Annotated in this window: 19 protein-coding genes and 1 tRNA gene; 18 read left to right on the top strand and 2 right to left on the bottom strand. The window is 70.3% G+C overall.

Annotation, left to right across the window (positions count from 1 at the left end; translation table 11 throughout):
- Positions 1–17: 17 nt before the first annotated feature.
- From ACFZCD_RS05660 to ACFZCD_RS05590, 15 genes are all read left to right on the top strand, one after another.
- Positions 18–1,832: a type IV secretory system conjugative DNA transfer family protein gene (locus ACFZCD_RS05660; protein ID WP_391828219.1), complete on the top strand. Its 1,815-nt coding sequence runs from the start codon at positions 18–20 to the stop codon at positions 1,830–1,832.
- A gap of 21 nt (positions 1,833–1,853) precedes the next feature.
- Positions 1,854–2,960 carry a hypothetical protein gene (locus ACFZCD_RS05655; protein ID WP_391828217.1) on the top strand — a complete coding sequence of 369 codons (1,107 nt, stop codon included), beginning with the start codon at positions 1,854–1,856 and terminating at the stop codon, positions 2,958–2,960.
- Entirely contained in the window at positions 2,957–3,634 is a 678-nt protein-coding gene (locus ACFZCD_RS05650; RefSeq protein ID WP_391828216.1) for a hypothetical protein, read from the top strand. The genes ACFZCD_RS05655 and ACFZCD_RS05650 overlap by 4 nt, the downstream gene beginning before the upstream one ends.
- Positions 3,634–4,125: a hypothetical protein gene (locus ACFZCD_RS05645; protein WP_391828214.1), complete on the top strand. Its 492-nt coding sequence runs from the start codon at positions 3,634–3,636 to the stop codon at positions 4,123–4,125. Before ACFZCD_RS05650 ends, ACFZCD_RS05645 begins: the two co-directional genes overlap by 1 nt.
- A complete protein-coding gene (locus ACFZCD_RS05640) occupies positions 4,122–5,084 on the top strand; it encodes a hypothetical protein (RefSeq protein WP_391828212.1) in 963 nt (320 codons plus the stop codon). The genes ACFZCD_RS05645 and ACFZCD_RS05640 overlap by 4 nt, the downstream gene beginning before the upstream one ends.
- Before the next feature lie 357 nt (positions 5,085–5,441).
- Positions 5,442–6,719 carry a conjugal transfer protein gene (locus tag ACFZCD_RS05635; protein WP_391828210.1) on the top strand — a complete coding sequence of 426 codons (1,278 nt, stop codon included), beginning with the start codon at positions 5,442–5,444 and terminating at the stop codon, positions 6,717–6,719.
- Between the two features lie 52 nt (positions 6,720–6,771).
- Positions 6,772–7,005: a hypothetical protein gene (locus ACFZCD_RS05630; protein WP_391828208.1), complete on the top strand. Its 234-nt coding sequence runs from the start codon at positions 6,772–6,774 to the stop codon at positions 7,003–7,005.
- Complete coding sequence (locus tag ACFZCD_RS05625; protein ID WP_391828206.1) at positions 7,002–7,598, top strand: hypothetical protein; 597 nt, start codon at positions 7,002–7,004, stop codon at positions 7,596–7,598. Before ACFZCD_RS05630 ends, ACFZCD_RS05625 begins: the two co-directional genes overlap by 4 nt.
- 9 nt (positions 7,599–7,607) lie before the next feature.
- On the top strand, positions 7,608–10,172 hold the full coding sequence (locus ACFZCD_RS05620; protein WP_391828204.1) for an ATP-binding protein: 2,565 nt from the start codon (positions 7,608–7,610) through the stop codon (positions 10,170–10,172).
- Complete coding sequence (locus ACFZCD_RS05615; protein ID WP_391828203.1) at positions 10,169–10,756, top strand: hypothetical protein; 588 nt, start codon at positions 10,169–10,171, stop codon at positions 10,754–10,756. The genes ACFZCD_RS05620 and ACFZCD_RS05615 overlap by 4 nt, the downstream gene beginning before the upstream one ends.
- Positions 10,753–12,795, top strand: a complete 2,043-nt coding sequence (locus tag ACFZCD_RS05610) for a hypothetical protein (RefSeq protein ID WP_391828201.1) — start codon at positions 10,753–10,755, stop codon at positions 12,793–12,795. The genes ACFZCD_RS05615 and ACFZCD_RS05610 overlap by 4 nt, the downstream gene beginning before the upstream one ends.
- Positions 12,796–12,807: 12 nt before the next feature.
- Complete coding sequence (locus ACFZCD_RS05605; protein WP_391828199.1) at positions 12,808–13,596, top strand: hypothetical protein; 789 nt, start codon at positions 12,808–12,810, stop codon at positions 13,594–13,596.
- A 4-nt stretch (positions 13,597–13,600) separates the two neighbouring features.
- Entirely contained in the window at positions 13,601–14,818 is a 1,218-nt protein-coding gene (locus tag ACFZCD_RS05600; RefSeq protein ID WP_391828197.1) for a peptidase M23, read from the top strand.
- An 87-nt stretch (positions 14,819–14,905) separates the two neighbouring features.
- The gene (locus ACFZCD_RS05595; protein ID WP_391828195.1) at positions 14,906–15,727 is read left to right on the top strand and encodes a hypothetical protein; all 822 of its coding nucleotides are present in this window, start codon (positions 14,906–14,908) and stop codon (positions 15,725–15,727) included.
- Positions 15,728–15,915: 188 nt separating this feature from the next.
- Positions 15,916–16,578 carry a hypothetical protein gene (locus ACFZCD_RS05590; RefSeq protein ID WP_391829004.1) on the top strand — a complete coding sequence of 221 codons (663 nt, stop codon included), beginning with the start codon at positions 15,916–15,918 and terminating at the stop codon, positions 16,576–16,578.
- Positions 16,579–16,697: 119 nt separating this feature from the next.
- On the opposite strand, the gene ACFZCD_RS05585 is transcribed toward ACFZCD_RS05590, so the two are convergent.
- Positions 16,698–18,443 (bottom strand): serine/threonine-protein kinase, encoded by a 1,746-nt coding sequence (locus ACFZCD_RS05585; RefSeq protein WP_391828193.1) that lies wholly within the window; start codon positions 18,441–18,443, stop codon positions 16,698–16,700.
- 113 nt (positions 18,444–18,556) lie between these two features.
- Positions 18,557–18,630: transfer RNA gene (locus ACFZCD_RS05580), tRNA-Gly, on the bottom strand.
- A 287-nt stretch (positions 18,631–18,917) separates the two neighbouring features.
- Between ACFZCD_RS05580 and ACFZCD_RS05575 the strand changes: the two genes are divergently transcribed.
- From ACFZCD_RS05575 to ACFZCD_RS05565, 3 genes are all read left to right on the top strand, one after another.
- Positions 18,918–19,082: a hypothetical protein gene (locus ACFZCD_RS05575; protein WP_173864874.1), complete on the top strand. Its 165-nt coding sequence runs from the start codon at positions 18,918–18,920 to the stop codon at positions 19,080–19,082.
- Positions 19,083–19,217: 135 nt separating this feature from the next.
- On the top strand, positions 19,218–19,793 hold the full coding sequence (gene dcd, locus ACFZCD_RS05570) for a dCTP deaminase (RefSeq protein ID WP_058047472.1): 576 nt from the start codon (positions 19,218–19,220) through the stop codon (positions 19,791–19,793).
- Between the two features lie 25 nt (positions 19,794–19,818).
- On the top strand, positions 19,819–20,316 hold the full coding sequence (locus tag ACFZCD_RS05565) for a phosphoribosyltransferase (protein WP_087927366.1): 498 nt from the start codon (positions 19,819–19,821) through the stop codon (positions 20,314–20,316).
- Positions 20,317–20,400: the final 84 nt, after the last annotated feature.

The following is a 20,400-nucleotide window of genomic DNA, read 5'->3' as shown; positions in this document are numbered from 1 at the left end:
TGGCAGGCGCGCGCGAAGTGGGACGCAAGCACGAGAGCGGCGGACCCAAGGGCGAGATCGCCCTGGCAAAGGGCTCGGCGGTGCTCATCGGCGTCGTCGTCAGCTGGCACCTCGCCGTGTGGGCCACGGCGGACCACATGGCCCTGTCGAACGTTCTGGCCACGGCCGGCGCCCTCGCGGCGCACAAGCCGCTCGCCGGTCTCGGTGACGGCATCGAGCCGGCGTCCGCCCAGGTCACCGTGGCCGCCTGGCTCGGCATCCTCCTCGGCCCGATCGTGCTCGTCGTGCTGGCCGTGCGCGCCCGGCACCGCCGTACCCGCGGCGCGGGCGGCGAGGGCCTCGCCTCCGCGACCGAAGCGCGCCACATGCTCGGCGAGAAGCGCGCCCGCGCGGCCGCCAAGATGACGCGCGCGACGTCGTTCACCGACAAGGAAGGCCGCTACGACGCCAAGGCCGCCGCGCGCGCCGAGCTCCGCGAGGTCGGCTGGCTGCTCGGCACGCAGCTCGGCAGCGGGCAGCCGCTGGTGGCCACGCCGGAGGACTCGGTCGCGGTCATCGCCCCGTCCGGCGGTGGCAAGTCCCGCAACGTCGTCATCCCGGCCTGCCTCGACGCCCCCGGCCCGCTCGTCGTCACCTCCACCCGCGCCGACGTCCTCGACGTCATCGCCGAACCGCGCTCGCGGCTCGGCCGGGTGTGGGTCTTCGACCCGCTCGACACCGTGGGCTGGCCCCACAAGATGGTGTGGGACCCGGTGGCCGGCTGCCAGGAGGGCGAGACGGCCACGTCGCGCGCCCTCTCCTTCTCCGTCGGCATGGGCGCGGACGACAGCTCCTCCAGCAACGGCAGCTTCTTCCAGCAGACCGCCTCGTCGGCGCTCACCCGCCTGCTCCACGCCGCCGCCCTCGAAGGCAAGACCATCGAGCACGTCATGCGGTGGGCCACCAACCTGGAGAAGGCCAGCGAGCCGCGGGCCATCCTCACCGACCACCCCAACGCCGAGCCCGGCTGGGACGTCCTGCTGCGCTCCGTGTCGACCGGCGCCGACGAGACCGTCGCCTCGACCCGGCAGACCCTCGCCGCCCAGATCGAGCCCCTCGCCCTGCGCAAGGTGCTGCGCTGCGTCACCCCGCAGCCGGGCGTGCCCACCTTCGATCCGGACGCGTTCGTCGCCTCCCGCGACACCCTCGTCCTCATCAGCGACTCCAACGCCTCCACGAACGTGTCGCCGCTGACGACGATGCTGCTGGGCGAGGTCGTCGACGCGGCCAAGCGGCGCGCCCCGCGCCTGCCGTCCGGCCGGCTGGACCCGTTCCTGCGCCTCGTCCTCGACGAGGTCGCGAACGTCGCCCCGCTGCCGAAGCTGCCGTCCCTCGCCTCCGACGCGCGCGGCTACGGCATCCACATCGTCTACGCCCTGCAGTCCCTGGCCCAGGCCGTACTCCGCTGGGGCCAGCACGAAGCCGACACGCTGCTCGACAACGCGGCGGCGACGCTCGTCATGGGCGGCCTGAAGGACGTCGAGGCGCTGCGCCGCTTCTCTGAGCTCGTCGGCGAGGCAGAGATCAAGGAGATCTCGACCTCCCGCGACAGCCAGCGCCTCTTCGGCTACGGCACCTCCGAGGTCGAGCGCGAGCGCCGCATCCTCCGTCCCGAGGAGATCCGCCAGCTGCCGCACGGCCAGGCGCTCCTGCTCTTCCGCGGCGCGCCCGGCGTCATAGCCGAGCTGCTGCCGTGGGACCAGCGGCGGGACGGTCAGGCACTGCGGGCCGCCGAGCACGCGACGCGGGCATCGCGCATCGGCCCGCCGCCGCTGGAGAACCCGGTCGCGTAAAGAGGGGGCGGAAAAGGCACGATGGAAGAACAACTCCGAGAAGAGCTGAAGTCCCTCCGGGAGGAGCTCGAAGCCCTCCGGGAGTGGCGCACCCAGTTCGAAGCGGCGGTCAAGAACTTCGCGTCCGGGACGAAGGCCAACCAGGCCGAGGTCACGGAGGTCGTGGCGGAGGTCATCGACCGGCTGCACGCGGTGGAGGCCGCGACGGCGGCGCCTTCCGCGTCCGCTGCCGGCGACGGTCACCAGCCGTGGTCGCTCCGCGCCACGGAGGAGGACTGGCGAAGGCTGTCCGCCTGGGTGGACTGGCTGGGCAAGCACTACGCCCCCCAACTGCACCTGCGCATCTGGCCGTGCTGGCCGCTGCACGGCGGCGTGACGGAGGAGCTGGCCGCCCTGTACGCGGCCTGGCGCGCCGCCACGGAAGCCGACGCGGACCCGGCGCGCGAGGGCAGCGACCTCGCGTACTGGCACCAGATGTGGCTGTGGCCGACGATCGAGCGCATCCGTCAGCACTACATGTTCAGCGAGTGCGAGGACGACCACTCGCACGACCGCCCCGGCCGCCCGACCGACACCACGGCGCTGGAGAAGCGCATGGCGGAGGCGGAGGCCGAGCGCCGGCGCCTGGAGCACGCGAAGTACGACTACTTCGTCAAGACGTCCCCCGGTTATCCGGCCGAGCGCCCGTCCAGCCTGTGGCGCTGTACGGCCGGCCGTGACGAGGACTGGGAGTACCTGTCGCTGCTCGACTGGCAGTGGCACAGGGCGGCCGACACGAACGTCAAACTCCCGCCGGCCGAGGCGGCGCGCCACCCGGTCACGGCCGACCGCGCGGAGGAACTGCAGGCGGACCGGCAGGGCTGGGTCCGCTACTGGGCCCGGTACGTGGACGAGGAGGACCGGCGGGCGGGCGAGCAGCCGGTCTCGGTGGTCCGCCGCCGGCGCAGCCCCGAGCGGATCTACGACGAGGCGTTCAAGGCGACGGACGAGTGGGGCCCGACCCAGGCGGTCTTCGACTTCTTCGACGCCCGCCCGTCGAACCCGCCGTACCTGGTGGAGATCGACGCCACGGAAGCGGAGCGGCTTCTGACCGAACTCCACGGCGCGAAGGGAGCGACGGCACTGTGACGACGAAGAAGCCGGTCACGGCCTGGAAGGACGACACCCCCGGCCCCGGCCGCCGCGCGGAACTGACGGTCGAGCAGAACCAGGCGGTGACCGACCGCTGGGAAGCCGCGCGAGCGGCCCACAAGGGCCTGGACGCCGCGGTGGAAGCCGTCGAGCAGGCGCTGCGCGACACGCACGGCGCCAAGCTGGAAGGCAAGCAGCACCGGCTGATGGGCCTCAAGGCCTTCCGCCGCAAGGTCGCCCTGCAACTGGACGACCGCGTCCCCCTCGACAAGATCCTCCGCACGGTCCGCGACCTGAACCGCTACACCCTGACCTTCGTCCCGGACTCCTACACCGAAGGCGTCCGCCACACCTACGCCCTCCTCCACGAACGCGGCTACGCCATCGTCCCCGGCACGGAGCAGAACACCTGGGAGGACCCGGTCCACAAGGCCTTCCGCGCGGTGTGGCAGCTCCCGGACGGCGGCATCCGTTTCGAGATCGCCTTCCACACCCCCGACAGCTACTGGGTGAAGACGGAGAACCAGCTTCTCTACGATCTCTACCGCGAAAGCCGCCTCCGCCCACTGGACACCGAACCGGAAGAAACCGGCGCCGAGTCCCACGAAGAAGCGGCGAAGATCATCCAGCATGAGCGGTACGGCAAGGTTCCTGTGAAGGGAAACAAGTGATGAGCGAGAACTACGAATACTTCGTAAAGGCGGCCCCGCCCTACACGGAAGAGCGTCCGTCCAGCCTGTGGCGGCGGCGGGGGGAGGAGTGGGAATTCCTCTCGCTGCACGACTGGCAGTGGCACGGCCTCGAGGAATCGACGGTCAGGTCGGCTCCGGAGGCGGACGAGCTGTATCCGGTGACGGCGGAGCGGGCCGCTGCGCTGGAAGCCGACCGGCAGGTGTGGCTGCGCTACTGGGCGCACTACGTCGACGAGGAGGACTGGCGGGAGGGCGAGTCGCCCACCACGGTCGTCCGACGCCGGCGCAGCCCCGAGGGAGTGCTGGACGAGTCGTACCGGTCGAAGGGCTTCTGGGGGCCCACGGAGGCCGTCCGCAACGCCGCCGACCTCAGGACGTCCAATCCGCCCCACCTGGTGGAGCTGAGCGCTGACGGGGCAGAGGAACTGCTCCAGGAGCTTTTCGGTGTGACGGGGGCTACTGAGCTGTGAGCGAGGCAACGGGGGCGTGGGAGGGCGAGGGCTACGAGCTCAGCCCGGAACAGAACCGCGTCATCACCGAGCGGTGGCAGCGCGCGGCCGCCGCACGGGACCGCATGGACGCCATGATGAAGGGCGTCCAGGAGGAGACGGCGCAGTCGCACGGCGGCAAGCTGGAGGGCCTGGAGTATTCGCTCAAGGACGTGGACTCGTTCCGGCGCAAGGCCGCGACCGCCCTCAAGAACGAAGAGGTCCCGGTCGAGACGACGGCGCGCAAGGTCAACGACCTCAACCGCTACACCTTGACCTTCGAGCCCGACGCCTATACCGAGGGCGTGGAGCGGACGTACGAACGACTTCGTGAGTCGGGATACGAGCCCATACCGGGCAAGGAGAAGAACACCTGGCAGGACCCCGTCTACAAGGGAATCAACACCTCTTGGCGGCACACGGAGTCGAAGGAACAGTTCGAGCTCCAGTTCCACACTCCGGACAGCTTCAAAGCCAAGATGGAGAATCACGAGCTGTACGAGATTTCCCGCGGCAGTGAACTCGACAGACTCGCCGCAGGGGACGAAAAGCTGGCCAAGTCCTATCAGGACGCCGCCAATCACCTGCAGAACGAGCGGTACAAGAACGTCAAGATCCCGCCGGGGCAGGAGCGGATCGGGGAGCAGCTGATCCGGGACAAGCTGAATCCCCGGGTCCCCGAGGAGCACGTGGAGCTGATCCGCCGGAAGGAAGCGGAGAAGCACGCCGAGAACCTCGCCAAGGCCGAGGCCAAGGCCGCGCTGAAGCAGGCCGAGCAGGCCACTCTCCAGGTGGACGCTCTCACGCAGGCCGAAACGCAAAGCCTGAGCAGCAGATTGGCCGCGAAGACGGTCCAGGAGCAGCTGCGGCAGAAAGCCGAGGCGTCTCGCACTGAGCTCCTGCCCACCCAGTCCCGCGGTCGCGGTCCGTCACTGAAGTGACCCGGGGAGTACGGCGCTCTCGACCGGTGGCCGCGGCGGCTGAAAGCCCGTGAGTTCGCAACAGGTTCGCTACAGAAACCGTCGTGCGGAGAGGCCCGGAGTGAGTCCGGGCCGTGCGGCTTCGGGCCTGTGCCCGGCAGTTCCGGGGCCGTAACCCGGCGCCGAGGTGACAGATGCCACGAAACCGCTGAGGCAGCGGTCGGAAGCGTCCGCCTTGTCGGGAAATTAAGGACGGCGCCTTGATCAAGATCGTTCATATCAGAACAGAAACTGTTCGTCCGAAGTAATTTGACGATCAGTAACGGTCGACGTACTGTCCTGCCACTCAGGCCTAGCACGGGGGAAGGGTCACCAGGGTTGAGCACGTTCAAGACGGTCATGCGGCGGATTCTGAATCTGCCGGAGCCGCGGGGCGACAAGAACGCGGCGAACTCTCCTGGCGGTGCACCGGCGGGTCAGCCCGTTCCTGGTGCGCCCCAGCAGCAGGCCGCACCGTCTCCCGCCCCGGCCCAGGCCGCTCCGGCCCCCGCCGGCCTGCAGCAGTGGACCGATGCCGCGGCCCGGCTGCAGGCGCAGGCCCCGGGCACGCCGCAGCCGCCCCAGGCGCAGGCCCAGGCCGCCGCGGCGGACCAGGGCAAGGCGCGCGACGTCCCCTGGCAGCTCGAGGACGAGGACAGCGGTAAGAAGTTCCTGGTCAAGGTCGGCCGCGGCGCGCTCTGGGGCGTCGTCGCACTGGCCGCGATCACCGGAATCCGCTCGTGGTTCTGGGCCCCGGCCCCGCCCAAGTCCGGCCCGGTCCAGGTCAGCAGCGGGCCCACGTACCCGGTCCAGGAAGCGCAGGCCGTCGCGGCCCGCTTCGCCCGCGCGTACCTGTCCTGGGACGAGAACGACCCGCAGGCCCGTGCCACCGCCCTGTCGCGCGACCTGGCCCAGGGAATGGACACCGCAGCGGGCTGGAACACCAGGGGGCACCAGGAAGTCCTCGCCGCCCAGCCCGGTCCGGTCTCCGAGGAGAAGGACAAGCGGGCCCGCGTGCGCGTCGACGTCCTGGTGAACGGCTCCGGCGACGACAAGAGCAAGCCGGCGGACAAGCCCAAGGACGACAAACCCAAGGACGACAAGTCCAAGGACAAGAAGGACGACGCCAAGAAGGACGACAAGGACAAGGATTCCAGGCAGCAGGCCACCGGCCCCCGGTGGCTCGGCCTGGAAATCCCGGTCGTCTACACGTCGGGCCGCATCGTCGTGACCGGCCAGCCCGGCCTGGTGGGCGTCCCGCAGAGCGCCCCGGCCGCCCCCGCGCTCACCACGAAGACCGCCGACAACGACTTCGGCAACAAGACCCGTGGCGTGATCGAGGAGTTCTTCGGCAAGTACGCCTCGGGCGAGGCCGAATCCGTTGCCGCACCCGGTGCCTCCATCGCGGCCCTGCCGCCCGGTGTGTCCCTCGGCTCGCTCCGGAACTGGTCGGTCGACGAAGGAAGCGGCAGCGACCGCACCGGCGTCGCCACCGTCACGTGGCTGATGGGCGGAGCCGAAATCGAGCAGACGTACCGGGTCAAGCTGACCCGGGTCGCCTCGGCCCAGGCCGAACGCTGGCAGGTCGCGGAGGTCCACGGCGGAATGTCCTCCTGACCGGCGCCGCAATCCGGACCTGTCCGCTCTTATATCAAGTAAAGGGAAAACGATGGAATTCGCGCTGTCCAATGGTGATGAGCTCAAGTCCTGGGTGATTGCCGTCGCCGGGAACATCTTCCTGATCGTTCTGGCGGTCAGGGCGATCGGCCATTATGCGAAGCGTGAATGGGGCGAGCTGCTCGCCCACTTCATCGCGGGCGTCGTCGTGGCCGGTTTCGTCTACGCGTCGGACAGCGCCAAGGGCATGCTCACCGCGATCTGGACCAAAGTGGCGGGGGCATGAGGGTAGGGCATACCTTCACCCGCCACTTCGACCTGGAGACCCGGCAGCACGAGCTGCTCGGCATGGACCTCGGCGAGGGCCCGTCACGACGGGTCCTCGTCACGGGCGCCGTCGTCTACGCGGTGTGGATGGGCGGGCTCTTCCTGATCTTCGGCTGGCCCTCGCAGATGTTCTTCACCGTCTACTTCGCGCCGCCGGCCCTCATCACCTTCTACGGGTCCCAGCGGTCCCGGCGCAATGAGCGGCGCTGGAACCTCACCCAGTGGGCCCTCACCGTCCGCTACCTGACGGTGGGTCACCGGCCGGTCATCAACGGCGGCCGCCGGGCGGCGGGCCGCTCCGAGTGGCTGCCGCTGCGGGCACGCCTCGGGGAGAAGTCCGAGGACGTCCTGGCCCTCCCCGGCATGGGCGCGTTCGAACGGTTCCTGGGCGACGAGGAACCGCAGCCGACCTCCGGCCGGCCTGTGACGCTCGACGCCCGCCCCCGGCTCTACGGACCGGACCACGTCTACCGCGCGAGGTCGCGCAACAACTCGTCCAAGAAGGCATCGGTCGGCGGCCCGCAAGGCCGTAAGAGCCGGAAAGGCACGTAGAGGTACGCCATGAAGATCATGAAGGGCATCGCCCGCTTTCTCGGCGTCGACGGTGACCGCTCCGCCCCGCCGCCCCGTTACGTCGGCCTGGCGGACGGGCTGGTCATCACCGAGACCCACGCCGAGGCGTGGTACCTGCTGGGAAGCTCCAACACCGACCTGATGTCGGAGGCGGCCCGGGACGCCGAGCAGGACCAGGCGAGCAGTGCCCTGGCCCGCACCCTGGCCGGCTACGACTGCCACCTCAAGATCCTCTGGTCGCCGCTGAACGCCGAGGACTACCGGACCGAGGCGGAGACCCTCTTCTCGGCGGGCGACTACGCCGCGTGGGCCGACCTGCGCGTCCGGCGCCTGGAGGAGCTGGAGCTCCCCACCCGCATGCTCCTCCTCGGCGTCCGCATATCCGAGCGGGCCAACCAGGCCAAGGCGCGCGGCAGCCGCGGCGTCCAGGACGCCCTGGGCATCGGCTCGACCTCGGTCTCCCAGAAGGAGATCGCCCGGCTCGACGCCCTCGCACGGCGCCTCGGCCGCCAGCTGGAGACCACCCCGTGGAAGGCGCAGCCGGCCACCGTGGAGCTGCTGGCCTGGATGATCGCCCGCGAGCAGCGCCGCGGTACGCCGCTGCCCTCCCCGGACGACAAGGGAATGATCACCGGCGCCAAGCTGGCGCAGCTCACGCGCGGTCGCGTCCTGCCCTACCCCGACCACGTCCGGGTCCTCGACCAGCGCGGCGAGACGGTCGGCTGGAGCGCCATCCTCACCATGGACGGCTTCCCGGAGGAGATGGAGTCGCCGGGCCCGGGCGAGTGGCTGAGATCCGTCGCGGAGATCACGTACGTCCCCGAGCTCCTGGACGACGACGAGGTCGGTGACATCACGGCCCTGCCGGTCAACCCCGAGCCGTCCGTCCGCTTCAAGGTCCTCCACAAGCGCGACGCCCTCAAGCAGATCGACGAGGTCCGCCGCCTGGCGAAGGAACAGCGGCAGAGCGCGGCCAAGCACTCCGCCGGTGAGACCGCCCAGGAGATCGAGGAGACCGAGGACACGATGACGTCTCTCTCGCGCGACATGAAGCGCGAGGACGTCACGCTGCTGGAGGACCACCCGCGCCTGATCGTCAGCAGTGACGTTTCGCTGGACGATCTGCGCAGCCGCTGCGACGCCGTCATCGGCTACTACGGCGGAGTCGGCATCGAGGTCAGCGTCGCCGCCGAGGAGCAGCGGGAGCTGTGGCTGGAGGCCCAGCCCGGCGACATGCTGCGCGTCCCCGACCTGGTGCACACCCGTACGGTCGGCGCCTTCGCCGGCTCGTGGTTCTGGGGCGGCGCCTCGGTCGGTGACGACACCGGCCCGGTGATCGGCTACCTGACCGGCTCGACCCCGGGCGTCGTCCGCAACGACCTCACCGGTGGTTCCGAGCGCGGTGACGCGACGACCACGGCCTTCATCGGCCGAAGCGGCCGCGGCAAGACGACCGCGATGATGCTGTCCCTGCTGGACTCCGGCTTCCGTGGCTCGTTCGTGCTCGCCCTGGACTTCAAGGGCGACATGGGCGGCCTGGTCTCGGCCGGCCAGCGGTACGGGCTGAACGCCCACCTGATCGAGACGGGTTCGCAGTTCGCGGGCGTCGCCGACCTCTTCACCCTGCTCAGCGGCGAGAGCGCCGAGCGGGCCCAGACCGAGGTGCCGGCGCAGCTGGGCATCGCGCTGCCGCAGCACCTGCGGATGCGGGGTGCGGAGACGCCGATCCAGAGCGCCGTCAACGAGATCATCGCCGAGGGCGACCCGGCGACGTGGAAGGTCATCGAGCGGCTGCGGCAGTCGCCCGACGAGCTGACGCGCGAGACGGGCGACGCGCTGTACGAGCTGTCGCTGACGGGCCTGGGCGCGCCGTTCATGGGCAGGCCCGCCGGCACGTCCCTGATCACCCCGTCGCCGGGCATCTGGGTCGTCCAGGTCCCGGGCATCACGCTCCCGTCGCCCGACGACTCCCGCGACGACTGGTCCGTCCACCAGCGGCTCTCGGTGGCGCTGGTCCACTCACTGCTCGCGTACGGCATCAGCATGGCGGGCCGGAAGGACCTGCGCGGCCTGCGCAAGGTCGTGGCGGTGCCGGAGGTCCACGTCCTCACGGCCACGCGCGAGGGCAGCTCGTTCCTCCAGTACATCGCCCGAGTGGGACGCGCCCTGCACACCGCGCTCGTCGTGGACACGCAGGACCCGGAGTCGCTGGCGAGCCTGACGGGTCTGGTGGAGCAGATGACGACGGTCTTCGGCTTCCAGCTGACGACGCCCGAGCAGCAGGACGCGATGGCGGCCCTGCTCGACCTGCCGAAGGGCGGCCACACGCGCCAGCTGATCCAGGCCATCGGCGTCGACGTGACGCAGGAGATCCGGCACGGCCACTGCATCATGCGCGACCGCCGCTTCAGCAGCGCGACGGTCCAGTTCGACGTGCCGTCGGTGGAGATGCTGCAGCTGCTGAACACGACGCCGAAGGCGGACAGCGGCGGGGGCGCGGGGCAGGGCCCGGTGCCCTTGGGCAAGCCGGCTTACGAGGAGGCGAACGCGTGAGGAAGCGTGGAGCGGCGGTGGCCGCGGTCACCGCATCGGTGCTGCTGGTCGCGGGGTGCTCGTCCTCGTCGGACGGGGGCAAGGACGGCGCCAAGCCCGGCGCGAAGAAGACGGAGTCGGCGGCGGACCGGCAGGCCCGGGAGTACCGGGAGGCTGCGGCGAAGGACCGGGCGAAGATGCTGGAGGTGGCGGTCGCGTACCAGAAGGCGACTGCCCTCCACGACGGTGAGACGTCCTGCCGGATGATGACGGAGGAAGGCAGGGGCCTGCACGGATCGTCGCACGAGGCTTGCGTGAAGTTCCTCATGCCGCTGGACGCCGATGTCCGGAAGACGGTGGAAGAAGCCTCGTTCAGCGTCACGGGCGACCCGGTCGACGTGCCTTCGATCGGTGACCATCCGGCCGGTACCGGCGTCATGGTGACCGAGCAGTCCAAGCCGGACGGACATACCAGCTATCACCGGACCGCTCTGCGCATGGTGAAGGTCCAAGGGACCTGGCTGGTGGACCAGGACGAAGACGTCTACGACTCGGAGATGAAGCACTCGAACCCGGTCTTCAGCGCCCTGATGAGGTCGCATTGAGGATTCCACGGTTCCGCAATCTGGCCGTCCCGGTCGTGGGCGCCCTCACCACGCTGATGGTGACGGCTTCCGCAGCCGCGGCGGACGACAAGTACGCGAAGTTCAAGCCGGCCGGCATTGGCAGCCTCCTTCCGGCACCGCACACCTCGTATTCGGGTCCGGGCACGCTGTACGAGCAGTACGGCGACCCCATGCTCTACAACCTGGACGTGCAGCTGGGCTGGGACGAGTTCGGCGACTGGGCGCTTCAGTTCGTCGCCCAGATCTTCATGGGGCTGACCGTCGTCCTGGCCCTGGCCGCCATCGTCGTCGTGCAGTGGACGTTCAAGTTCACGTCCATCGACAAGCTCGAAGACTCCATGGCGACCGCCATCTCCGGCGCGGCGGGCACGGTTTCGACGACCTTGCTTCCGTCGGCGATGGCCGTGGGTGCACTGATCGCTTACGCGAATCACAGGAGAAACGGTACATCCATAAGCCAATTGGGGTGGGTGGCTGCGGCAGCGATCCTGTCCATCTCGCTGCTGACCACTCCGAAGGTGTGGATCGACGGGCTCGACTCGGTCCGGACCATCGGCAGCAACACGGCCATGAAGGCCGCGTCCGCCGGCATGGGGAACGAGTCCAAGGAACCCATCGACATCGGTAAGACGCCCACGTACGGCAAAAACGACCAGGACAACATGCTCCGCCAGTCCGGGGATGCGATCTGGCGGTCCTATGTCGTCACGCCCTGGTGCGTCGCCGAGTTCGGAAACCTGAACACATGCAAGAAGTACGGCCAGGGCCTGCTGGACCAGGGGTCGGACACCAAAACGCGCGAGAGCTGGCTGTCCGACAACGTCAGCTCGGGCAACGTCGGCGATGAGGCGGTCAAGTACCGCCAGGGCCACGTGGGTCACGCCCGGGTCATGGTCACCATGGCCTCCGCGATCTGTGTGGCGCTCTTCGCCGTCCTCGCGGTGGCGCTGGCCTTCGCCTCCCTCGCTTCGTTGATCGGCGCGCTGATGCTGCTGCTGGCGGGCGTCGTCTTCGCCTGTCTGTGGGTGATCCCCGGCAGGCCGCGCCAGTGGGGCGTCCGCTGGTTCGACACCCTGCTCGGCTTCGCCCTGCAGTCGTTCGTCAGCACGATGGTGCTGGGATGCGTGCTCGTGCTGAACACGGCGAGCGTGTCCATGGTCGGCAGCTACGGCTGGTTCGCGTCGGCGGGCATCAGCATCACCTCCGCGATCGTCGCGTTCAAGTTCCGCGGGATCATGGAGAGCATCGTCGGTGTGACCGGCGCGACCAACTCGTCCTTCAACGCCGGTGCGATGCGGCTCGCGCAGGGAGCCGGTTCCCTCATGGCCCGGGGGGCCGGGAAGGGAGCGCTCGGCGCCTTGCGAACCGCCGGAAAGCCTGCCGGCTGGGCGGGCAAGAAGGCGGGGGCCGGCCTCGCCTCGGCGGGCAAGAAGGCCCTCGGCGCTGCTGACGAACGCCTCATCCAGCGTCCCTTCCGGACGGCGGCAGCTGCCAAGCAGTTCAGTGACAGAAACGCGGAGATGGACGCCATGGGCGTTCCCAAGGGCTCCGCGAAACGGCTCACACATGTCACCGGCGCGGACCCGGACCGGCGCAACACGGCCGCCGGGGCGAACGCCGCCAACCGCGCCAGGAAGACGGGCAGCACCGCCCCTCTGCGGGTCAGCAGCTCGGGCCGCCCGGGCGAGCTGAACAGCCGTTCGCTCCGCGTGGGCGAGTTGCAGAGCGTCTCGGCAGCGGCTCAGGCCCGATTGGGCCGGGACGACCGCCGGCCCGACGACAAGAAGGGCACTCCTCCCCGGGCAGCACGCGCCGCGACTTCTGCCGCACGCGGTCAGTCCGGAGGCGGCGACGGGTTCCGGAACGCCCCGAAGCCGGGCAGCGGTGGAGCGCAGCGACGCGTGGCCGAGGCCCGCAAGGCGGCGGCCCGCAGTGGGGCCTCCGCGGCCGGCCAGGGTGCCTCCCGGCCGAAGAGGCGCACCTCCGTGCGGCCTCCCGCCCCCCGTGGCCGCCAGTAAGGAAGAGGACAGGTGAGCAAGAACCAGAACCAGCGCCCGTCCTCCGAGTGGCGGGAACTGCTCAAGGCGGAATACGACTACCCCGAGGAGATCGAGAAGTCCGGCAAGCGCCGCGTCCGCCGGAAGGCCCGCAAGGCCTACCGGCAGGAGCAGCGCGAGGAGTACAAGCGCCGGCTGGCCGAGGAGCGCCGCCGTGAGCCGATCACGGCGGGCGGGGCGATCCTCGTCATGGTCGTCATCCTCGCCATCGGGGCCGCTGCGGCGCACTGGTGGCCGGACCGCACGGGGGCACCGGCGACGGTCGGGCACGCGGGAGACACGGCCCGGACCGCGACGGCGCAGGACGGGGGGCCGACATCCGCGCCGCCGGTCCCCCAGGCGCCGCAGCCCTCCCCGTCGGCCAAGGCCGATCGCAGCAAGCCGGAGAAGTCGGCCGAGGGCTGGGCCCGCGCCTACCTCACGCGCAACCCCCCGGTGGACAAGACGCACACCGCGTCCGTCGACCGGGCCGCGCCGTGGATGACCGACGCGCTGGTGACGAACCTGAAGCAGTTCGACGACAAGGCGTGGGCCGAGCTCGTCTCCAACGGCGGCGTCTCGAAGGTCGACAAGGTCACGGTCGGCCCCGCCGACGACGACCGCGTGCGGCAGCAGGCGGACACGGAGGCACGGGTCTGGCGCAAGACCAGCGTCGACATCACGGTCAAGGGCTACCGGACGTACACCGAGAAGCGCGTGTACCTGACGGAGATCATGCTCACCTCCGACGGCTGGCGCGTGGGCCGGGTCCTGGGGGTCTGAGCGAGTGGTTGCACGTCAGGCCCTCGCCCTGGCTTCGGGCGGGCTGCGCAAGGGGCTCGCGTTCAAGCTGGGCCTGCCCGCGATCGGCATCCTCATGGGGCTTCTGCTGATCGTGGGCATGCTGGCCGGCATCGGCGGCGGCCCCTCGGCCGTCGCCGCCGGCTGCTCCCAGCCCGGCTCGCCCGGGAACGACGGGCCGTCCGGAAACGGGCAGACCGGCGACACCACGGGCGGCGCGAGCAAGAAGCTGCGCGACGAGCAGATCGCGAACGCGAAGATCATCGACCAGGTCGCCAAGGACGGCAAGCTGCCGGGCAGGGCCACGCTCATCGCCCTGATGACCGGGCTCGCCGAGTCGCAGCTGTCGAACATCAACTACGGCGACCGGGACTCCCTCGGCCTCTTCCAGCAGCGCCCGTCCTCCGGCTGGGGCACGAGGGAGCAGATCCTGGACCCCAAGTACGCGGCCCACATGTTCCTCTTCGGCGGCGACAGCGGCGACCCGCCGGGGCTGGAGGACGTCGCCTGGGAGAACATGTCGCTCAACGACGCCGCCCAGAAGGTGCAGCGCTCCGGCTTCCCCGACGCCTACGGGCCCAAGGAGGCCCAGGCGCGCAGCATCGCCAAGGACGCGGGCATCGACCTGGAGCGGCCGGGCGAGAACCACCCGGGCAAGAAGGACGCTCCGAAGGGCGGCGGCGGCGACAAGGACGGCAAGAACCCCGACCAGAAGAAGCGGGAAGGCTGCAACACGTCGGGCAGCAACAACCCCGGCAAGCCCGGAGAGCCCTTCCACGACGGCAAGGCCAACTGGCCCGCCAGTGTGAAGAACCGCCGCTCGACGGAGGACGCGATCGCGTGGGCCAAGCGGGAGGCCGAAAGCCACCGCGCGGACTGGTACCAGAAGTGCCTCGCGTTCACCTCCATCGCCTACGGTTGGAACTTTTCCGGCACGAATTACGCCATCGACCACTACCAGGTCGAGATGCCGAAAGACATGCGCCACGACAAGGACCGCAATCCGCCGCCCGGCGCCCTCATGTACTGGGACACCCACCACCGTGCCGGCCACGTCGCCATCTACGTCGGCGACGGCAAGGTGGCGTCCAACGACATCGTGACCCCCGGCGAGATATCGATCGTTCCGGCCACGGACATCGAGTCCAAGTGGGGCGCGGAGTATCTGGGCTGGTCGCCCCCCTACTACCCCAATGGCGGGTGATCCGGGTCATCATTACTCCGGGGCCGCGGCATATGCGTGCCGTGGCCCCGTTGGCCTGCTGACGGCGGCGGTACGTAAGGATTGACCATGCCTGTTGTGACGGACCTCGACTCGGTCCCCCTGACTCCCGTCTACACCATCGTGATCAGCGCAGCGGGTGAAGCGACGATCGAAGGGGAGCCCGTAGAGCCGCTGCCCGGACAGGACGGGCGGACCTCCGCGCTGGCGGAGATACGGGTGCGGGCCGCGAAGCGGGGCCATCCCATACGCATCAACGCCAAGGAGCCCGACGGGTCGGTCTGGCCGCTGATCGTCGACCACGACGGGGCGGTGACGCCGATGCCCGGGCCCCATCCGGTGCCGGCGCCGGCGCCCGTGGCGCCCCGGCCGGTGCCCGTGACTCCGCCGCCGGCACCCGTGGTGCACGCTCCTGCGCCCGCCCCTGCGCCCGTTCCCGCGCCCGCCCCCCAGCCCGTTCAGGCCCCTCCCGCACCTGCCCCCGACTGGCACGCCCCCCTTCCCCCGCACCACGCCGACGGCTTCGGCCGTATCGTCGCCGCCGAGCTGCGCGGGGATCTGGTCGGGGCCGCGCTCGCGGCCCGGGAGCTGGAAGGGGTGCTCGACCGGGAGTACGGGCCGCTGCACCCGCACACCGTCGGCGTGCTCGGCACGCGCGCGTGGCTGGCGCTGCTGATGCAGGAGGACTGGGCCGCGATCATGCGGCTGCACCTGCGGACCGCCGAACGGCGGCACAACGCGCAGGCACCCGCCGACGAGACCCGGCGCGTGCTGCGCAACGCCCGTGCCGTGTGGTGGCGGCTCGCCGCGGTCGACCGGGCCGAGGCGGACGAGATCCAGCCGGAGCTGCAGCGCGTATCCGAGCTGGTCGAGGGCGTGCTTCCGGAATAATCGCGGGCATGTTGCCGCCCACGCCGCCGCCCGGCCCGGACGAGAACGGCCCCTACGGGAACCGGTCCTATGGAAACCGGCCTTACGGGAACGGCCCGGACGAGAACATCCTGTACGAGCGCGGCCCGCACGCGCCGCAGGAATCGCACGGCCTGCGCGGGCTGCACCGGCGTCTGCTGCCCGACGTGATGGCGGCCGGTGCGGCCTGTCCGCTCATCCTCGGCGGCTCCTACGCCCTTGAGGCGCACGGCCTCCTCGAACCGGGCGCCGCCCGCCGGGACACCGGCCTGGAGCTGGTCACCGAGGCCCCGGACCCCATGCCCGAACTCGTCTCCGCCCTCTGCGAGGGCCTGCAGGAGCGCGGCTGGCAGACCGAGCCGCTCGAAGCCCGGCTCGTCGTCACCGACGCCGCGACCGGCGAGCACTGCACCGTCGGCCTCCGCAAGGAGACCCTGTGGCGGCCGCCGGTGCTCGGTCCGTACGGGCCCGTGCCCGCCGTCGAGGACGTGGTCGGCATGGCCGTGCGCGACCTCGCGGACCTCGGCCTCGCCCGCGACCTCGTCGACGTGCGCGCCGCCTCCGGCACCTGGTCGCACGTCGAACTGGAGGAGCTCGGCCGCCGGCACGCCGGTGACGCGGGCTTCGACCTCACCGACCTCCAGGCCCGGCTCGCCGGCGCCGAGTGGATCGCCGACTCCGAGTTCGCCGCCTACGGCCTCGACGAGACCGGCCGCGCCGAGCTGCTGCGCTGGGCCGAGGCCTGGGTGGACGACATCGCCGAGCGGCTGATGGAGGAGGCCCCGTACGAGGAGGATGAGGAGGACGAAGAGGGCGGGGGCGAAGAGGGCTGACCGCCCGGCTCGACCTCAAGTCTTCGTCTCTTACCCGCCCCCTTCGCCGCCTTCGCCCTCGCCCGAGGTACGAGGCCCTGCCGGTTGATTCCGGGGCGCAGGCCGGCCCCGAAACCCCGTCAGCAGCGGACCGGGCGGCCGCTGTCGCGGATGATGGTGTCGGCGGACAGCCAGCCGGCGCTCTTCGTGCCGTCGATGCGGACGTAGAGCCACGGGTGGCCGTAGGCGTTCTCCACGGAGCAGTGGAACCAGACCTTCGTGCCGGACTTGGCCGGGGCCACGGAGCCGCAGACCTGGTACGGGCCGTTCAGGACGTGGCGGTCGCCGGAGACGTAGCCGTACGTGCCGGGCTTCGGGTCCTGGTGGCTCCAGCCGCTGCAGGTCGTCGGGATGTTGGGCTTCGTCGACGGGGAGGCGGACTTGCCCGGCGTGGCGCTGGGCCGGGCCGAGGCGGAGGCGGGGGACGAGGCCGCGTCGGACGGCGTGGCGGAGCCCGTGGGGGGCGTGGGGGACGGCGGGTGCACTCCGGCGGTCGCTTCGCCGCCGCCCGGCTGGTCGCCACCCGCCGGTGAACTCGCCCCGGGCTGTACCGCCTGCGCCTCGTCGCCCTTTGTGCTGCTGCTGTGGTTGCCCGTCAGGGCGTACGTGACGCCGCCTCCGGCGAGCACGACGGCCGCGGCCCCCGCCGCGATGAGGGTACGGATACGGCTGCGTTTGCCGGCGGCAGCGGGGCCCGCGGCCGGTACCCCGGGCGGGGGAGGCGTGTGCATGTGCGGCGGGCCCGGCTGCGGGTAGCCGGCCTGCGGGGGGTGCGGCTGGTGGTACGGCTGCGGTGCCGCGCCGAACCCGGGCGGCGGCGCGGAAGCGACACCCTGCGCCGCACCCGCCCCCGGACCTGCATCCGGACCGGGCGCAGGCGCCGGCAGAGGCGTCGCCGCAGCCGCAGGCATAGGAGCGGACCCGGCAGCCGGACCCGAGCCCGGCCCCGGTGCGTACGGCGCCGCCGTCCCGCCCGCGGCCACCCGTTCCAGCATGGCGCGCGCCTCGTCGGCGGTCGGCCGGTGTTCCGGTTCCTTGGCCATCAGTGCCTGCAGCACCGGCGTGAGGGGTCCGGCCTGCCGGGGCTCGGGCAGCGGTTCGCTGACGATCGCCGACAGCGTGGACCACACGGACGTCCGGCGGAACGGCGAGGTGCCCTCGACCGCCGCGTACAGCGTCATGCCCAGCGACCAGATGTCGGAGGCCGGCCCCGGGTCCTTGCCCTGCGCCCGCTCCGGCGGCAGGTAGTCCAGCGAACCGATGATCTGACCGCTCTGCGTCAGCTTGGCCATCGCATCATCGCCCGCGGCCTCCATGCTGGCGATACCGAAATCCGTCAGCACCACCCGCCCACCCGGCTCCAGCAGCACATTGCCCGGCTTCACGTCCCGGTGCAGCACCCCGGCCCGGTGCGCCGCATCCAGTGCATCCATCAACCGCGCACCGATCGCCGCCACCTCACGCGGCTCCAGCGCACCCCGCTCACCCAGCACATCATCCAGCGACGGACCGTCCACCAACTCCATCACAATGACCGGAAGCCCCTGCTCCTCAGTCACATCGTGCACCGTGACCACACCACCGTGCCGGATCCGGGCAGCAGCCTGCGCCTCACGCTGCATCCGCACCCGCAACTCCGCCAGCTCGGCCGCAGAAGCATCCGTAAAGGCCCGCAACACCTTCACCGCGACCTCACGATGGAGAAGCTCATCCACCGCCCGCGCGACCACACCCATCCCGCCACGCCCGATCATCGACGTCACGCGGTAACGGCCGCCGAGGACCTTGCCTATCAGCTCGTCGCTGCTCGTTTCCCCCGCCGTCACCACACGCTCCGTTCCGTCAGTGCTGGCCGCCGTCGCATTCGGCGGCCCCAGGGTAAACAAACAAGGCCCAGGTCTGAGACCTGGGCCTTGTGTACGTCTTCGTTTACGTCTTATGGAGCGGGTGACGAGAATCGAACTCGCGCTCTGAGCTTGGGAAGCTCATGTTCTACCATTAAACTACACCCGCGAGGGCGCCCGTTTTCTGAGCGCCTCATCGTCGCACACTCTACCCCATCGAAGGCCCCCGGTGCACTCGCCGTACGGGCCTTCCTGTCGTGTGAGGAGAGTGTGGGGCAGGTGGGGATGGCTGCGTGGGTGCCGGGAGTTGGGGCGTACCGTGGGGCGCTGGAAGCCGGTGGGGGGCTGCCGGGAGTGCCGCGTAGGAGCGAGTCCTATACATCCCCTAATGTGGCTTTTGTCTTCATGTCGTGCCGGGGGCACGCAGTGAGTGCCGCCGTGGGGAAAGGGAGCTCTATGGAGCGCACCGTCGTTCGTTGTGCCGAGGGGCACGTCTTCAGCACCGCTTCGTTCCCGATGCAGCACCTCGGACCCGACCGGATCGGCCCCGGCCGGCTCCTGCGCTGCCCGCGCTGCGCCCGGCTGCGGCATTCCGTTCCGGTCGCGCTCCAGAAGCGCTGATCAAGCACTGACCAAGCACTGATCAAGCGCCGACGGAGCTCTGATCAAGCGCCGGCGAAGCTCTGATCAAGCGGCGTGGCCCGGTCCGCTCGGACCGGGCCCGCGTTGTCCGTCTTCTCCGCGTATCCTCGACCCGTGCTTCTCTCAGACAAGGACATCCGGACCGAGATCGACGCCGGCCGCGTGCGGATCGACCCGTTCGACGAATCGATGGTGCAGCCCTCGAGCATCGACGTGCGGCTCGACCGCTACTTCCGGGTGTTCGAGAACCACCGGTACCCCCACATCGACCCCGCGGTCGAGCAGGCCGACCTCACCCGTGAGGTGGTTCCGGAGGGCGACGAGGCGTTCATCCTGCACCCCGGTGAGTTCGTGCTCGCCTCGACGTACGAGGTCATCACGCTCCCCGGAGACATCGCCTCGCGACTGGAGGGCAAGTCCAGCCTGGGCCGCCTCGGCCTGCTGACGCACTCGACCGCCGGCTTCATCGACCCGGGTTTCTCCGGGCACGTGACGCTGGAGCTGTCGAACATGGCCACGCTGCCGATCAAGCTGTGGCCGGGGATGAAGATCGGGCAGCTGTGCATGTTCCGCCTGACCTCGCCCGTCGAGCATCCTTACGGGTCCGCCAAGCACGGCTCCCGTTACCAGGGGCAGCGCGGGCCCACGCCGTCGCGCTCCTTCCAGAATTTCCATCGCACCCAGGTCTGAGCAGAGCAAAAGGCGAAGAGCAACAGTGAGTGAGATCCGCGAGAACCTGACCTACCCGATCTTCGGGCAGGCCATCCGTGAGCTGGCGCAGACCATCGCGGACGACGGCTACGAGCCGGACATCATCCTGTCCATCGCGCGCGGCGGCGTCTTCGTCGCGGGCGGTCTGGCGTACGCGCTGGACTGCAAGAACATCCACCTGGTCAACGTGGAGTTCTACACCGGCGTCGGTACGACGCTGGAGATGCCGGTCATGCTCTCCCCCGTCCCGAACGCGATCGACTTCTCCAACAAGAAGGTCCTGATCGCCGACGACGTCGCCGACACCGGCAAGACGCTCAAGCTCGTGCACGACTTCTGCCTGGAGCACGTCGCCGAGGTGCGCAGCGCCGTCATCTACGAGAAGAGCCACTCGCTCGTGAAGTGCGAGTACGTCTGGAAGAAGACGGACGAGTGGATCAACTTCCCGTGGTCGGTCGAGCCGCCGGTCGTGCGCCGTGAGGGCCAGGTCCTCGACGCGTAACCATACGTACGCGTAACCGTCGGCACGCGCAACCGTCCGGACGCGCAACCGTACGTACAAGAGGGCCCCCGCCGCGTTCACCGC

The sequence above is a fragment of the Streptomyces sp. NPDC008001 genome (genome assembly GCF_042958085.1).
Taxonomy (GTDB): domain Bacteria; phylum Actinomycetota; class Actinomycetes; order Streptomycetales; family Streptomycetaceae; genus Streptomyces.
The sequence above is the reverse complement of the archived record's forward strand: the minus strand, read 5'-3'. Positions and strand labels throughout refer to the sequence as shown.

Coding starts and splice junctions, on each gene's coding strand:
- ACFZCD_RS05630 (WP_391828208.1), top strand. CDS start 6,772: ATGGAATTCGCGCTGTCCAATGGTGATGAGCTCAAGTCCTGGGTGATT.
- ACFZCD_RS05595 (WP_391828195.1), top strand. CDS start 14,906: ATGCCTGTTGTGACGGACCTCGACTCGGTCCCCCTGACTCCCGTCTAC.
- ACFZCD_RS05645 (WP_391828214.1), top strand. CDS start 3,634: ATGAGCGAGAACTACGAATACTTCGTAAAGGCGGCCCCGCCCTACACG.
- ACFZCD_RS05620 (WP_391828204.1), top strand. CDS start 7,608: ATGAAGATCATGAAGGGCATCGCCCGCTTTCTCGGCGTCGACGGTGAC.
- ACFZCD_RS05625 (WP_391828206.1), top strand. CDS start 7,002: ATGAGGGTAGGGCATACCTTCACCCGCCACTTCGACCTGGAGACCCGG.
- ACFZCD_RS05590 (WP_391829004.1), top strand. CDS start 15,916: ATGGCGGCCGGTGCGGCCTGTCCGCTCATCCTCGGCGGCTCCTACGCC.
- ACFZCD_RS05575 (WP_173864874.1), top strand. CDS start 18,918: ATGGAGCGCACCGTCGTTCGTTGTGCCGAGGGGCACGTCTTCAGCACC.
- ACFZCD_RS05655 (WP_391828217.1), top strand. CDS start 1,854: ATGGAAGAACAACTCCGAGAAGAGCTGAAGTCCCTCCGGGAGGAGCTC.